Raw genomic sequence first — 14,524 nt, forward strand, 5'->3', positions numbered from 1 at the left:
GCGCCCCACCCAAAACTTGAATTATGGATAAGTTGCTGTGTCCGAGTCTGGATCTAGTCCAGCTCGGCGGTACCATTGGGTGTTTTCAGAACGAATGAGAGGCCCGGCTCTCCTTTGACCACCTCAGCAAGATGATCAATATTCAGCGCCTTTAGCAGAGACACCAACTGTTCGGGCTCGGGGTGTGACAGTCTGACGGATTGAAGCCGAACTCCAAGATCCTGCTGCCCGGTCGATGGATGCGGTCCGGGAGACCATTCGATAAAGGCAGGTAGCAGCCCTTCTCCCGGCAAGCTTCCATCTTCTGGAACCGTTAAGCGCCAGGTTCTGTCGCCCCGGGCAAAGTCGACGACGTCACCAAGATCGACCGGACTGTCTGCAACGACGGCATCAAGGTCGCTGGTGTTCACAACCCAGGTCAATGCACGTGGACGTTCGTTCAACCTGCGCTGTGTGTTCGCGTCGCCCAGCGAAAACCAGCGAACACGTCCAGGTTCTGGCGCCTCAGGGTCGATTGAAATCAGCTCAAAAAAGCTTTCATTGCCTGCTTGCATAACGCGGTTGTGCGTACTCATGGCCGCATGTTTTCCGCCAAGCGGCACCGCAACATCGAGGATGGTCTCCATCGCAGCCGCGCCGCTGTCGAGGTCTTTGCACCCAATAGCGATATGGTCGATTTTGTTTTGCATATTTTAAACTATCCTTGGAGAAATTTTAAAGCCTGAGTGACATCTGCCTTCAGGGTTTCAAGATCATCGAAACCAATATTGAACCGCAGCAGAGGACCCTGCCCCAGTTTGCGGCTACGTTCGCTTGTCATGGGAAGAACGAGGCTTTCATATCCGCCCCAGCTGACGCCTATCCCGAAACATGTCAACGCGTCGACAAAGGCACGGAACCGGACTTCCGGACACGGCCTGAAAATGACCGAAAACAGTCCCGCAGCACCAGAAAAGTCTCTTTTCCAGATCCGATGACCGGGGCAGCTCTCAAAAGCCGGGTGCAGTAAGCGATCCACTTCTGGCAAACCGGCAAGCCATGAAGCCATCTCAATGCCGGCTTTGTTTTGATGTTCCATACGCATCTTGAGCGTTCTCAGCCCTCTAAGCGCCAGGAAAACCTCCTGTGCGCCGGGCTTGTCCCCGAGCGACATGACTGTTCGGCGTATTCTGCTGTGGTATTTCTCCGTGGCCGCGATAACACCGAGCATCGCGTCAGAATGTCCACAAAGGTGTTTCGACCCGGAATAGACAACGACATCCGCACCGAGGGTTAGCGGATTGCAGAAAACCGGCGATCCCCAGGTGTTGTCAAAGACAACCGGTACCCCTCTTGCTTTGGCCTGACGCCCGATCTCCGGCAGATCGCAGACTTCGAAAGTTCCAGAACCTGGAGCCTCAGCCATGATGGCGCAGGTACCGGGCCGGATCTTCTCACCAATAGCTTCCATCGGATCAAAGGGTTCGATGTCAATGTTCATTGACCTCAACAAGCCGTCGCAGAACGCTCGTGTATTGCCATAGAGATTTTCTGCCACCAGGAGGTGATCCCCGGGCCTGGCGAGAGCAAGCAGTGTCGACGTGATGGCCGAGACGCCTGATGACGTCAGCGTTGCCCCATGAGCCTCGTCCAACTCGGCGAGTAGGCGCTCAAGCGAAAACGTGGCATTATTTCCGTATCGGCCGTAATAGGGTGTCCCGTTTTCATATCGCGCCTCCTTTGCAATCTCAAATTCCTCAAGAGTGCTGAAAACCACCGTTGAACCGAGTTCGACCGGCCAGTTCACCTGTTTTCCGACGGGCCCGCCTGGCCGAGCGCCATGCACCAGGGCATCCGCCAGGTTTGTTTTAGTCATTTTGGGTGGCTCCAGAAATTGTGTCGTGTTGAAATGATGACACTCGGCATTATGTGTGTCAATATACGGAAAATTCGTTCTGATTAGCGAAACAATATGAAATTGACGTCAAATCATTGGGGTCCAGGCTACGTTAATGTCGCCGACGGCCGCATTGTCTCGGTTCTTCCTCACCCCGACGATCCGAATCCTTCTCAAATTTCCGGAAACATCGCCCAAAGCCTGAACGGTCGCGCGCGTGTGCTGAAACCTGCTGTGCGAAAAGGCTGGCTAGAGAATGGCCCAGGCTCCGCAGCGCGCGGCGAAGATGCCTTTGTCGAACTCTCCTGGCCCGAAATGATTGACCTGCTGGCAGGTGAGATCAGTCGGGTTAAAAGCACCTATGGCAACAATGCCATTTTTGCCGGTTCATATGGCTGGTCGAGCGCTGGCCGGTTCCATCATGCGCAAAGCCAATTGAAGCGGTTCCTGAACACGCTAGGCGGTTTTGTCCGATCCGAAGGCAACTACAGCTATAATGCTGCGTTGGGCTTGATGCCGTTTATTTTGGGCGACTATCGCAAACACGTCGCCCAGGCGACGCGTTGGACCGTTGTGGCAAAACACAGCGAACTTGTGGTGCTGTTCGGTGGCCTCGCAACGCGCAACACGCAAGTCAGCGACGGCGGCATATCCCGACACCGGATAAAGACAAACCTTAAGTCCTGTGCAGATGCAGGTGTCCGATTTGTGAATTTCAGCCCGATACGCAGTGATCTTTCGTCAGACATTCCCGCCGAGTGGCTCGCTCCGCTTCCAGGAACAGATGTCGCGGTCATGATGGGAATTGCCCATACGCTTTTGACTGAAAACCTTCACGACAGGGAATTCCTCGACACATACACAACTGGCTTTGACAGGCTCGCAGCCTACCTGGTTGGAGAAATGGATGGCGTTGCAAAGTCGGCTAGTTGGGCTGCGGGCATTTCAGGCATTCCATCTGAAAGCTTGCGCGACCTTGCTCGAGAGATGGCTTCGAAACGCACCATGATTTCTTGCGCTGCAAGCTTGCAGCGTGCCGATTTTGGAGAACAACCGCTTTGGATGACAATTTCTCTGGCGGCGATGCTTGGACAGATTGGACTGCCGGGCGGAGGTTTCACAATCGGATATGGCGTGAACGGCAATATAGGCAATATGGAACGCCCCTTTCGACCGGGTGCCCTGCCGCAGGGAAGATCCGCGGTGTCAGACTGCATTCCGGTCGCCATGATATCGGAAATGCTTCTCAATCCACTTGGGCAGTATAAGTACCTTGGCGAAACGCGGACATTCCCGGATATCAAACTGGTTTGGTGGGCCGGCGGCAACCCATTCCACCACCACCAGGATCTCAACAGGCTCCGCAAGGCCTTTTCACGACCTGAGACAGTAATCGTCAATGAGATGAACTGGACTGCGACGGCCCGGCATGCGGACATCGTTTTACCAGTTGCAGCACCTCAGGAAAGAAACGACTTCGGTGCGGGCAAATCTGACAATGCCCTAATTCCAATGCCGGCAGCTGTTTCGCCGCCAGGAGAAGCTCTCACTGAATATGAGATCTTTTGCGCCCTTTCAAAACGGCTGGGAAATCACCAGAACTTTTCCGAGGGGCTTGATGAAGCAGGATGGCTGATGCGTCTTTGGGACGAAACCAGAAAAGCAGCTACTGAGAATGGCATTGACCTACCCGACTGGAACACTTTTCTGGACGGAGATATCGTTACATTGCCGGACCCGTCACCCGAGCAGGTTTTTCTGGCAGAGTTTCGCGAGAACCCTCAAGACAATGCACTGCCGACGCCATCAGGTCTGATTGAGTTGTATTCACACGCAATTGCTGAAATGAATTTGCCGGATTGTCCTGGTCACGCCAGCTGGTTTGAACCAAGAGACAAAGAAGTGGGATTGAACGAACGCTACCCGCTATCACTCCTTTCCGGTCAACCTGGCACGCGGCTGCATAGCCAGCTTGACAACGGCGCGACCAGCCTTGCAGCAAAAATAGATGGCCGCGAGCCGGTCCTGCTTCATCCGGAAGACGCTGCAAAGCGGCAAATCAAGGATGGAGACATTGTCGAATTGCGAAATGACCGTGGGCAGTGTCTGGCCGGGGCCAGGATCACGGATGACATTCGACGGGGCTGCGCCTTCCTGTGGACTGGCGCCTGGTATGATCCGGAGTTCAAACACCCACACCATCGCGACCGCCACGGCAATCCCAATGTCCTCACCCATGATCTTAGGACGTCCTCACTCACTCAAAGCCCTGCTGCTCACTCCGCATATGTCGAAATCATGCCAATTGAAGGACAGGCACCTGACGTTGAAGCACACGCTCCACCGCGATTTACCTTTGCAGATGCGTCGGCTACAGTGCCGAAAATGACCAGCGAAACGTGAAAATGTCAGAAAAAAAGCGACTGAAGCAAAAGTAGATTCCACACTTTCCAAAGGCTTGGCGATACTTGAAAAGCTGGCAGAAGCCCGTAGCGCACTCGGCGTTACTGAAATCTCACGTTCGCTGGATTTGACCAAGTCGAACACTTTTCGACTTCTACAGACGCTTTCACGGCTCGGCTACGTCACTCAAAGAGAGGACGGAGCGTATGCTGTCACACTCAAGATGTGGCAAGTCGGACGTTCGACCGTCGACAGTCTCAATCTTAGAGAACTCGCCGCGCCGGAGATGGCCTATCTCGCCGATGAAACCGGTGAAACCATCTATCTCGCCGTGCCTGAACAGTTCAATGTCGTCTACATCGACAAGATTGAAAGCAAGAAGCCGATACGCTCCTGGAATCCGATTGGCGGTTCTGCGCCAATCCATTGCGTTGGCACAGGCAAAGCTATTCTGGCTGCCAACTATGAAAGATTGCGAGAAAAGCTGTCCGAGCCACTGCCCGGCTTCACCGGTCGAACGATGACAACCCTGAGCCAGCTGGACGAAGACATCGAAGCAACGAGAATGCGCGGCTATGCTTATGATACCGGAGAATTTCGTGACCGGATCTTAAGTTTCGGGGCCGCAATCAAACTGCCCGATGGCGAAGCGGTGGCTGCAATCGGTATTTCGGTACCAAACGTCAATCTTCCCGATGACGGTGAGGAACGCTTTGGCGCTCTTTCAGCACACGCTGCCGAGGCCGTTTCTCGCAAGCTCACGCGCGTCTGACAGTTTAAGTTTCTTTAAAGCCTACCCTGTGAACAGGAGACCGACATTTTGTCGGTCGCTGCCCTATTCCGTCGAATTTGAAAGTCCGAATTGAATTTCAATTCAAGATTTGGGTTCAGGCATTTCGACGGGACCTTCTTGCTTTACCCATTGTGAGAAGCCTTCCCGCAAATGAGATGCTTCAAATCCCATGTCCTGAAGCGTGGCGACTGTCAGCGCTGACCGCCAACCGGAGGCACAATGGAAGACAAATTTCTTGTCCTCTCCAAAAACTTCCTTGAAATACGGGCTTTCCGGATCGACCCAGAATTCGACCATTCCTCTGGGTGCATGTACACTTCCGGGAATGAATCCAGACCGTTGGCGCTCACGCACATCGCGTATGTCGACCACCACGACATTTGGGTCGTCCAGCATGTTGATCAGGTCTTGAATTTCGATTTCTTCAATGCGGGAACGGGCTTCGGCGACCATGCTGGCGGAATTTTTGGAAAGCTTTTTCATCTCACTCACTGTTCCGGTATATAAAACATTTATTTCTTATATTGACACGCGGCATTGTTGTTTGCAAGTAATCCTATAGGCGCAAATTTTTGTGTCGCCGTAAACAGGAGACGATTGCTGTGACACGGACAATGCCGATTTCCCTTTGGGATGTATCTGCCGAGGAGCGCGACCTGGAAGGCCGCCTGCCGGACGGCGAAACATTCGATGTTGTCATTGTAGGGGGTGGATTCACCGGGCTCTCAACAGCGCTTCATTGTGCTGAGGCTGGACTGTCCGCCTGTGTTATCGAGGCCAATCATGTTGGCTTCGGCGGGTCGGGACGCAATGTTGGTCTCGTCAATGCCGGCATCTGGCTGCCTCCGACGCAAGTGCGCGAAAAGCTTGGCGCAACCTATGGACCACGCTTCTTGCAGCGGTTTGGCGATGGTCCTTCAATGGTTTTCGACCTGATCGAAAAATATCAAATACGGTGTGAAGCAACACGCAACGGCACCATTCACGCAGCACACGCGCCATCCGGTTTTCGCGATCTGGAAGCCAGGTGGAAAGAATGGAATTCATTGGGTGAACCGGTCGATTTGCTAGGCCGGGAAGAAATCTCGGAAAAAATCGGAACACACGTATTTCACGGCGGCCTTGTCGATCATCGTGCAGGTACGGTCAACCCGATGGGATACTGCCGTGGCCTTGCACGGGCCGCCACCGCAGCAGGCGCGACGATATCTACAGGTGTCAAAGTAACATCGCTTGCAAAATCCGACGGCGGATGGAGCGTTCTGACCGACAAGGGAAACCTGCACGCCAAAGCCGTGGTTCTAGGCACCAACGCCTACACAGACGATCTGTGGCCCGGTTTGAAGCAAACCTTCACGATGATCCACTACTTCCAACTGGCAAGCGAACCTCTTGGTGAGCGCGCGGCGCACATTTTGCCGGAACGGCAAGGCCTGTGGGACACGGCGCCCGTTATGTTCTCACTCAGAAAAGACAATGAGGACCGATTGATCATCGGGTCGATGGGGAAAGTCCTTGGCGACAAGTCCAGCGGTCTTTCCCAGCGATGGGCGAGAAAGCAGTTGTCTCGGCTTTTTCCTGATCTTGGCGACATCAAATTCGTCGAAGCCTGGCATGGCCAGATTGCCATGACCCCGGACCACCTGCCAAGAATTCACGTGCTTGACGAAGGGCTTTACACCCCCATCGGATACAACGGCCGCGGAATTACAACAGGCACCATCTTTGGACAAGGCATTGCAGGCTTGTTGACTGGGATGGACCCGGCGGAGCTGCCCCTTCCAATGACTGATGTTGCAGCGGTTACAAGCGCGCCACTGATGTCGCGCTTTTACAATATTGCCTTCACGGCCAACCAATTCATCAAAGGGTTCTGAATAGTATGAACATGTCCGACATTCGCGTTGGCGTGGACATCGGCGGTACGTTCACCGATGTCGCTCTCGACCATGCCGGGGGCATGGCCACCTGTAAGGTGTTGACCGACTACGCCGAACCCGAACGCGCGATTTTACAAGGTATCGAGACTGCCGCGCAAAAGGCGAACGTCGCGCTGTCAGACATCGGTCAGGTTATTCACGGGACCACACTGGTCACCAATGCGTTGATCGAACGCCGCGGTGCTAAGACAGCCTTTATAACCACCGAAGGGTTCCGCGATGTCATCGAGATGCGTTCAGAAAACCGTTTCGAGCAATACGACCTGAACCTTGAGCTGCCCAAACCTCTTGTGCCCCGAAAACATCGTTTCACATTGAACGAACGGTTGGGACCTCAGGGAGAAGTCCTGCTGGCACTCGATCGCCTGGAAGCCAGAGCAATGGCGGAACGGATTGTTGCCGGTGGTTTTGAGGCCGTTGCCGTGGGTCTCATGCACGCTTACGCCAACAATTCTCACGAAACCATGATGGCTGAAGCCCTTGAAGAGCTTGCGCCGGATCTATCCATCTCGCTGTCGTCTGTCATTTCACCGCAGATGCGCGAATTGCCCCGTTTCAACACTGTCATTGCAAATGCTTACGTCCAGCCTCAGGTGTCCGCATATCTGAACCGGCTTGTCTCAAAGTTACGGGCCAGCAGTATAGAAGCTCCAGTGTTCATGCTGCATTCCGGCGGTGGTCTGATTTCCGTCGAGACCGCTTCGGAGCAACCCGTTCGGCTTTTGGAGTCTGGTCCTGCAGGCGGAGCAATCTTTGCCGCCGAGTTCGCGCGCGCCCATGGGATCGACAAAGTCATGTCGTTCGACATGGGCGGGACAACCGCAAAGATCTGTCTCATTGAAGACGGCTCCCCGAAAACGGCAAACACATTCGAAGTGGCGCGCACCTATCGTTTCAAGAAGGGCTCCGGCATGACCGTATCCACTCCCGTGGTGGAAATGGTCGAAATTGGTGCGGGAGGCGGCTCAATCGCTTCCATCGACACAATGGGACGCATTCAGGTGGGCCCACGTTCGGCTGCCTCCGAACCTGGTCCCGCCTGCTATCAGCGCGGTGGAGTTGAGCCAACCGTGACGGATTCAAACCTCGTCCTCGGCAGGTTGGATCCCGACAATTTCGCGGGCGGCGCAATTCCTCTGTCATTGTCCAATGCCCAAAATGCACTTTTTGACCGTATTGCCGGTTCACAGGGTATTTCGGTTGCCGAAGCAGCCTTCGGTGTAACGGAAATGGTCGATGAAAACATGGCCAACGCCGCACGTGTTCATACGGTTGAGAACGGGCGTGACATTGAGCATTTCACAATGATTGCCTTTGGCGGCGGCGCGCCTCTGCATGCCTGCCGGCTTTGCGAAAAACTCGGCATCAGAGCCTTGCTGGTTCCGCCCGGAGCCGGTGTCGGCTCCGCGATCGGGTTCTTGCGTGCGCCGTTCAGCTATGAGGCAACGCGCGGCCTGTTTCAAACAATGTCCGAGTTCGATGCCGAAGCTGTCAACACTGCACTGAGTGCCATGGAAGTTGAAGCCAGGGACTTTGTAGAGGCCGGAATTCAGGGCGGACGAACAACGACCAAACTGACAGCTTTCATGCGCTATTCGGGTCAGGGGTGGGAAATACCGGTGCCGTTGCCGCACAAGCCATTCGCCGCGGGCGATGAACCGGCAATCCTCGCCGCTTTTGAAGATGCCTACCGCACGCTTTTCGGCCGTACAATCGACGGTCTTGCCCCGGAAATTACCAACTGGTCACTGATTGTTGAATCCCTCTTGCCTGAACCTGATGCCGTTCATCGGCAAGAGGGTTCTGCTCAAGCGGACATTTCTCGGACACGGACGATATTTGACGCCGCGTTGCGCAAGGATGTCGAGGCCAAAGAAGTCAAACGGACCGCGATGAGTACGGGACACATAGTGGAAGGGCCCGCAGTCATCATCGAAGCGGAGACTTCAACGATTGTGACCTCGGCCTATAGGGCTGTTGGTCAATCCGACGGCTGTCTCTTGTTGATCCGGAAGGATGTCAAATAATGCCGAGCGCAATTGACTATCAGATCATGTGGAATCGCCTGATCGCAGTTGTCGAAGAACAGGCCACCACGCTCATCAGGACGGCTTTCTCAACCTCCGTTCGCGAGGCTGGTGACCTTTCGGCCGGGTTGTTCGACCGCCACGGACGAATGATGGCACAGGCGGTCACAGGTACGCCTGGACACGTTAACGCCATGGCGGAAAGCGTTACACATTTCGTTCGGGAAATCGGCATGCAAAACATCTTCGAAGGAGATGTCTTCATTACCAACGACCCATGGCTCGGGACAGGTCATCTTCATGACATCACGGTTGTGACACCGGTGTTTCGAAAGGGTCTTCACATTGGTTTTTTTGCCTGCACGGCGCATGTTGTCGACATTGGCGGGCGTGGCTTCGGCCCGGATGCCGGAGAAGTCTTTGAAGAGGGTCTTCTCATACCGATCACGAAGTTTGCCGAGCGCGGCACAGTCAATCCGCTTCTGATTTCGCTCATCAGAGCCAATGTACGCACGCCGGACCAAACGGTCGGGGACATGTATTCTCTGGCCGCATGCAATGAGGCTGGCGACAGACGCCTGCAGGCAATGCTTGACGAGTTTGCGATCGATGATCTTGACGGATTGTCCGAATTCCTGATGGAGGCAAGCCGAAAAGCGACCAGAGAGGCCATCGAGAAAGTCCCCGATGGCACCTATCAACACGCCATGACCGTCGACGGTTATGACAATCCGGTAGAGATGGTTGTGACGCTCAAGGTTGAGGGAGATCGACTTACCGCTGACTTCTCCGGAACAAGCGGTATGAGCGCCTTCGGTGTCAACGTTCCTGAAGTCTATACCAGAGCCTATGCCTGCTATGGGTTAAAGTGTGCGATCGCTCCTGCCGTACCCAACAATACCGGGTCTCTGGAGCCTTTTGAAATATCTGCTCCTGAAGGCTGCATTTTGGCAGCAAAACGCCCTGCCCCGGTTTCGGTAAGGCACGTTCTGGGACATCTCGTACCCGACGTCGTTTTGGGAGCCCTTCATCAGGCAATGCCCGGAGTGGTGCCATCCGAAGGTGCTTCGGCGCTTTGGAACATTCAGATTTCAGCGCGTTCTTCCAATCCGGAAAGTGGCTTGGAAAACTCCGAAATCCTGATGTTCAATTCTGGTGGAACAGGCGCCCGTCCCAAGGTGGATGGCCTGTCGGCGACAGCATTCCCGTCCGGTGTTTCGACAATGAGCGTCGAGGCAACAGAGCATGTCGGTCCAATTACGGTCTGGCGCAAGGATCTTCGAGAAGATTCAGGTGGCGCCGGCGCAACCCGTGGCGGCCTCGGTCAGGTTATCGAGATCGAAGCGCGCGAGGGTTATGACTTCTGGTTCAATGCCATGTTTGACCGCGTCAAAAATCCAGCGCGGGGACGCGACGGCGGCCAACCGGGCGCAGCCGGTCGCGTGGAGCTGACAGATGGCACCCAGCTGCAATCCAAAGGCAGACAGCTAGTCCGAAACGGGCAACGGCTGCGCCTCAGTTTGCCAGGTGGCGGCGGTTACGGCGATCCCTCAAAACGGGACAAAGCACAAATTGCGGCCGACGTTGAAGCGGAAATGATTTCCGCAGCGCAGGCCAAGCAAGACTACGGATATTCTGGAGAAAATTCATGAGCGAGAAGATCGCCCTCATCACTGGCGCGGCACAGGGCATCGGTTTTGCCTGCGCTGAGGCGTTGGCAGAAGACGGTTGCAAGGTGGTGCTGGCCGACATCCAGGAAAGCGTGCATGAAGCTGCCGCCAAACTTGGCGGCCACGGCCGCCTCTGCGACATGGGAGACACATCCCAGATTGCTGCCATGTTCGACAAAATAGAAGCCGAGGTTGGACCGATTTCGGTGCTGGTCAACAACGCTGGAATAGCGCTTCCTGGAGATTTTCTGAAATACACTCTCGAGGACTTCAACAAGGTCATCGACGTCAATCTTGTCGGCGTGTTCTACGCAATGCAACGTGCTGCAAAGACGATGGTCGACAAAGGCCTTCGGGGCGCAATCGTGAACATGTCCTCTATCAACGCACAGGTAGCAATCCCCGCAATTCCGGCTTATTGCGCCTCCAAGGGCGGCGTCATGCAATTGACCAAGGCTGCCGCGCTTTCCCTCGCGCCGCATGGCATCAGGGTCAACGCTGTCGGTCCAGGATCGATCGATACTGAAATGATGGCCGGTGTAAACGCCAATCCTGAAGCGCTCGCAAAGGTCATGTCTCGAACGCCGATTGGCCGTGTCGGTACAGCTCGTGAAATTGGCGACACTGTCGCATTCCTTGCATCTGACAAAGCAAGCTACATCACCGGGGAGACAATCTATGTCGACGGTGGTCGCCTTGGCTTGAACTATACGGTCTGATCTCATGAGCCGTTACAAGCAAACCTACGCTGACTGGTCCACCAATCCGGAAAGTTTCTGGATGAATGCGGCACAGAACATCGACTGGATAAAGGCACCTGAAACGGCGTTTGACCCGGAAATGGGAGCCTACGGCCGCTGGTTTCCGGATGGTGTCTGCAACACCTGCTGGAACGCGGTCGACAGGCATGTTGCCGCCGGACACGGTGATCGGCTTGCTTTGGTCTATGACAGTCCCGTCACGCAAACCGTAAAGCGTTTTACTTTTCTTGAGCTTCAGGCAGAGATTGGAGCGCTAGCTGAAGTTCTTCGGGCAGCCGGCGTCGAAAAAGGTGACAGGGTCATCATCTATATGCCGATGGTTCCGGAAGCCATCTTTTCGATGCTAGCGTGCGCGCGACTGGGTGCAATTCACTCTGTCGTTTTCGGCGGATTTGCAGCTGCCGAATTGGCAACGCGGATCGAAGACGCGAAGCCCAAGGTTATGATCTCGGCCTCTTGCGGCATAGAACCAAACCGGATCGTTGCCTACAAACCACTTCTTGACGTCGCCATTGCGATGTCCGAAGACAAGCCTGAAAAATGCATCATATTGCAGCGTGATGCGTTGGCCGCCGATATGATTGATGGGCGGGACCTCGACTATTCAACGGAAGTTCGTGCAACAATAGGTACGTTGCCGGAGTGCGTTCCGGTCCAGGCAACCGACCCTGCCTATATTCTCTATACATCCGGCACCACTGGACAACCCAAAGGCGTTGTTCGCGACACCGGCGGCCATATGGTCGCGATGAAATGGTCCATGGAACACCACTACGACGTAAAACCGGGCGAAGTGTTCTGGGCTGCATCGGATGTCGGTTGGGTCGTAGGTCACTCCTATATTTGTTACGCCCCTCTCCTCCATGGGTGTGCAACGGTTGTCTATGAAGGAAAACCGGTTGGAACACCTGACGCTGGAGCCTTCTGGAGGGTTATTGAGGATCACAAGGTCGTCGCTCTTTTTACCGCGCCGACAGCCTTTCGGGCGATACGCAAAGAAGACCCTTCCGGTGCGCTGATTGACCGATACGATCTCAGTCATTTCCGCACCCTGTTTCTTGCCGGTGAACGCTCAGATCCGGCAACAATCGAATGGGCACAGCAGAAATTGAGCCGTCCCGTAATCGACCATTGGTGGCAGACGGAAACTGGCTGGCCCATGTCCGGCAATCCAGTCGGCCTCGGCACCCTTCCCGTCAAACCCGGTTCACCCGGCGTCCCCATGCCCGGTTACAAAATTGAAGTTCTGGATGATGAGGGACGCCAGTTACCAGCTGGAATGCTTGGCAACATTGTCTGCAAACTGCCGTTGCCTCCATCAGGAACTCCAACTCTTTGGAATGCGGAAGAGCGTTTCCACAAAGCTTATCTGGAAGACTTTCCGGGCTACTACGCCACCTCGGATGCCGGAATTGTCGATGAAGACGGATACGTTTTCATCATGGCTCGCACAGACGACATCATCAATGTCGCCGGCCACCGCCTCTCGACGGGTGCAATGGAGGAAGTCATCGCCGCTCACAAAGACATCGCAGAGTGCGCTGTCGTTGGAGCAGCCGACACGCTCAAAGGGCAACTGCCTATCGGCTTCTTTGTCCAAAACGATGGTGCGGGCAGAGATCCCGGAGAGCTGGAGCGAGAGCTCGTCGCTCTTGTCAGGGAAAAGATCGGGGCGGTTGCGGCCTTCAAGACGGCAATGGAAGTCGAACGATTGCCGAAAACCCGATCGGGCAAAGTTTTGCGTGGAACCATGCAGAAGCTTGCCGACAATGAGGCATTCAAGATGCCGGCGGCGATCGATGATCCAGCTATCCTGGACGAAATTTCAGGTGTCCTCGCCAATCGCGGATACAGAAAGGCTTCTACATGATTGAACGGCTTCATACGGGCGTGCGCATGAGCAAGATCGTCAAGCACAACGGTGTTGCCTATCTGTGCGGACAGGTCGGTGCCGGCGAAACGGTTGCTGAACAGACACGTGATTGTCTGTCTCGAGTCGACGCCCTGCTCATCGAAGCAGGGTCGGATCGGCAGCACATCCTGCAAGCCATCGTCTGGCTCGCAGATATGGCCGACTTTTCGGAAATGAACGCGGTTTGGGACGAATGGGTGCCGGAAGGCCATGCACCAGCTCGAGCATGCGGAGAAGCACGTCTTGCCAGGGACGTATTGAAAGTCGAAATCATCGTGACCGCCGCCATCAAGGAGGAATCGTAAAATGGAAATGCCTGCAGTCGAACTCCGACATGTGAACAAATACTACGGAAGTTTCCATGCCTTGAAAGATATCGACCTATCGGTCACGAAAGGCGAAAAGATTGTTGTTTGCGGCCCGTCCGGCTCTGGCAAATCGACAATGATCAGAACGATCAATCAGCTCGAAGAGCATCAATCGGGAGAGATCCTGATCCATGGCGACGAGATATACGCAGACGCACACAACATTGAATTGCTCCGCCGTGACGTCGGCATGGTTTTCCAGCATTTCAATCTGTTTCCGCACATGACCATTCTTGAAAACTGCACGCTAGCTCCGGTACTTGCGCGCAAAGAAAGTCAAGCTGAGGCAGAAGCACATGCCATGCAATATCTTGAAAAAGTGCGGATAGCGGATCAGGCTCAAAAGTACCCCGGTCAGTTGTCCGGGGGGCAACAGCAGCGTGTTGCAATCGCAAGAGCCCTTTGCATGAAGCCGGACATTCTCTTGTTCGACGAACCCACTTCTGCGCTTGATCCCGAAATGATCGGCGAAGTTCTGGATGTCATGGAAACTCTTGCAAAAGAGGGCATGACCATGATCTGCGTGACACACGAAATGGGCTTTGCCAAGCGTGTCGCGGACCGCGTTATCTTCATGGATGCGGGACAGATTGTTGAAGAAGCCGATCCGATTTCATTCTTCGAAAATCCCACAAATCCGAGAACGAAACTGTTTCTGGAGCAAGTACTTACTCACTAGCTCTCTTGCGATCTTCCTCCCCAACCGGAAGCTGCTTATTGTAGCAGCCAACTGAAACCCGGCCTGATGGCCGGGTTCTTTTTTGTAAGACAAGT

Annotated in this window: 12 protein-coding genes and 1 pseudogene; 10 read left to right on the top strand and 3 right to left on the bottom strand. The window is 54.6% G+C overall.

Translation table 11 applies throughout. The features are described from left to right. Positions 1-53: 53 nt before the first annotated feature. Complete coding sequence (locus ACZ1HV_RS02700) at positions 54-689, bottom strand: VOC family protein (protein WP_472717240.1); 636 nt, start codon at positions 687-689, stop codon at positions 54-56. A gap of 8 nt (positions 690-697) precedes the next feature. Continuing rightward, the gene (locus ACZ1HV_RS02705) at positions 698-1,855 is read right to left on the bottom strand and encodes a trans-sulfuration enzyme family protein (RefSeq protein WP_298816494.1); all 1,158 of its coding nucleotides are present in this window, start codon (positions 1,853-1,855) and stop codon (positions 698-700) included. Between the two features lie 96 nt (positions 1,856-1,951). Between ACZ1HV_RS02705 and ACZ1HV_RS02710 the strand changes: the two genes are divergently transcribed. From ACZ1HV_RS02710 to ACZ1HV_RS02720, 3 genes and pseudogenes are all read left to right on the top strand, one after another. Continuing rightward, positions 1,952-4,279, top strand: coding sequence for a molybdopterin-dependent oxidoreductase (locus tag ACZ1HV_RS02710; protein ID WP_472717241.1), 2,328 nt, complete (start codon positions 1,952-1,954; stop codon positions 4,277-4,279). 52 nt (positions 4,280-4,331) lie between these two features. After that, positions 4,332-4,460: pseudogene (locus ACZ1HV_RS02715) on the top strand (helix-turn-helix domain-containing protein); the annotation flags it as partial. Between the two features lie 42 nt (positions 4,461-4,502). Beyond that, positions 4,503-5,051 (top strand): IclR family transcriptional regulator, encoded by a 549-nt coding sequence (locus tag ACZ1HV_RS02720; protein ID WP_472718394.1) that lies wholly within the window; start codon positions 4,503-4,505, stop codon positions 5,049-5,051. Positions 5,052-5,153: 102 nt separating this feature from the next. Here ACZ1HV_RS02720 and ACZ1HV_RS02725 read toward each other — a convergent pair whose 3' ends face one another. After that, the gene (locus ACZ1HV_RS02725; protein WP_298816488.1) at positions 5,154-5,555 is read right to left on the bottom strand and encodes a rhodanese-like domain-containing protein; all 402 of its coding nucleotides are present in this window, start codon (positions 5,553-5,555) and stop codon (positions 5,154-5,156) included. Positions 5,556-5,674: 119 nt separating this feature from the next. On the opposite strand from ACZ1HV_RS02725, the gene ACZ1HV_RS02730 reads away from it, so the two are divergent. From ACZ1HV_RS02730 to ACZ1HV_RS02760, 7 genes are read left to right on the top strand one after another with little or no spacing between them, the layout of a single operon-like run. After that, on the top strand, positions 5,675-6,949 hold the full coding sequence (locus tag ACZ1HV_RS02730; RefSeq protein ID WP_298816486.1) for an NAD(P)/FAD-dependent oxidoreductase: 1,275 nt from the start codon (positions 5,675-5,677) through the stop codon (positions 6,947-6,949). 5 nt (positions 6,950-6,954) lie between these two features. After that, positions 6,955-9,039, top strand: coding sequence for a hydantoinase/oxoprolinase family protein (locus ACZ1HV_RS02735; protein ID WP_472717242.1), 2,085 nt, complete (start codon positions 6,955-6,957; stop codon positions 9,037-9,039). Then, a complete protein-coding gene (locus tag ACZ1HV_RS02740) occupies positions 9,039-10,691 on the top strand; it encodes a hydantoinase B/oxoprolinase family protein (protein WP_472717243.1) in 1,653 nt (550 codons plus the stop codon). Before ACZ1HV_RS02735 ends, ACZ1HV_RS02740 begins: the two co-directional genes overlap by 1 nt. Next, entirely contained in the window at positions 10,688-11,428 is a 741-nt protein-coding gene (locus ACZ1HV_RS02745; RefSeq protein WP_472717244.1) for an SDR family NAD(P)-dependent oxidoreductase, read from the top strand. Before ACZ1HV_RS02740 ends, ACZ1HV_RS02745 begins: the two co-directional genes overlap by 4 nt. 4 nt (positions 11,429-11,432) lie before the next feature. Beyond that, positions 11,433-13,340, top strand: coding sequence for a propionyl-CoA synthetase (locus ACZ1HV_RS02750; protein ID WP_472717245.1), 1,908 nt, complete (start codon positions 11,433-11,435; stop codon positions 13,338-13,340). Continuing rightward, entirely contained in the window at positions 13,337-13,687 is a 351-nt protein-coding gene (locus ACZ1HV_RS02755; protein WP_472717246.1) for a RidA family protein, read from the top strand. The genes ACZ1HV_RS02750 and ACZ1HV_RS02755 overlap by 4 nt, the downstream gene beginning before the upstream one ends. Position 13,688: 1 nt before the next feature. Then, positions 13,689-14,429: an amino acid ABC transporter ATP-binding protein gene (locus tag ACZ1HV_RS02760; protein WP_298964074.1), complete on the top strand. Its 741-nt coding sequence runs from the start codon at positions 13,689-13,691 to the stop codon at positions 14,427-14,429. Positions 14,430-14,524: the final 95 nt, after the last annotated feature.

It is taken from the genome of Roseibium sp. JB4-4 (assembly GCF_055693425.1).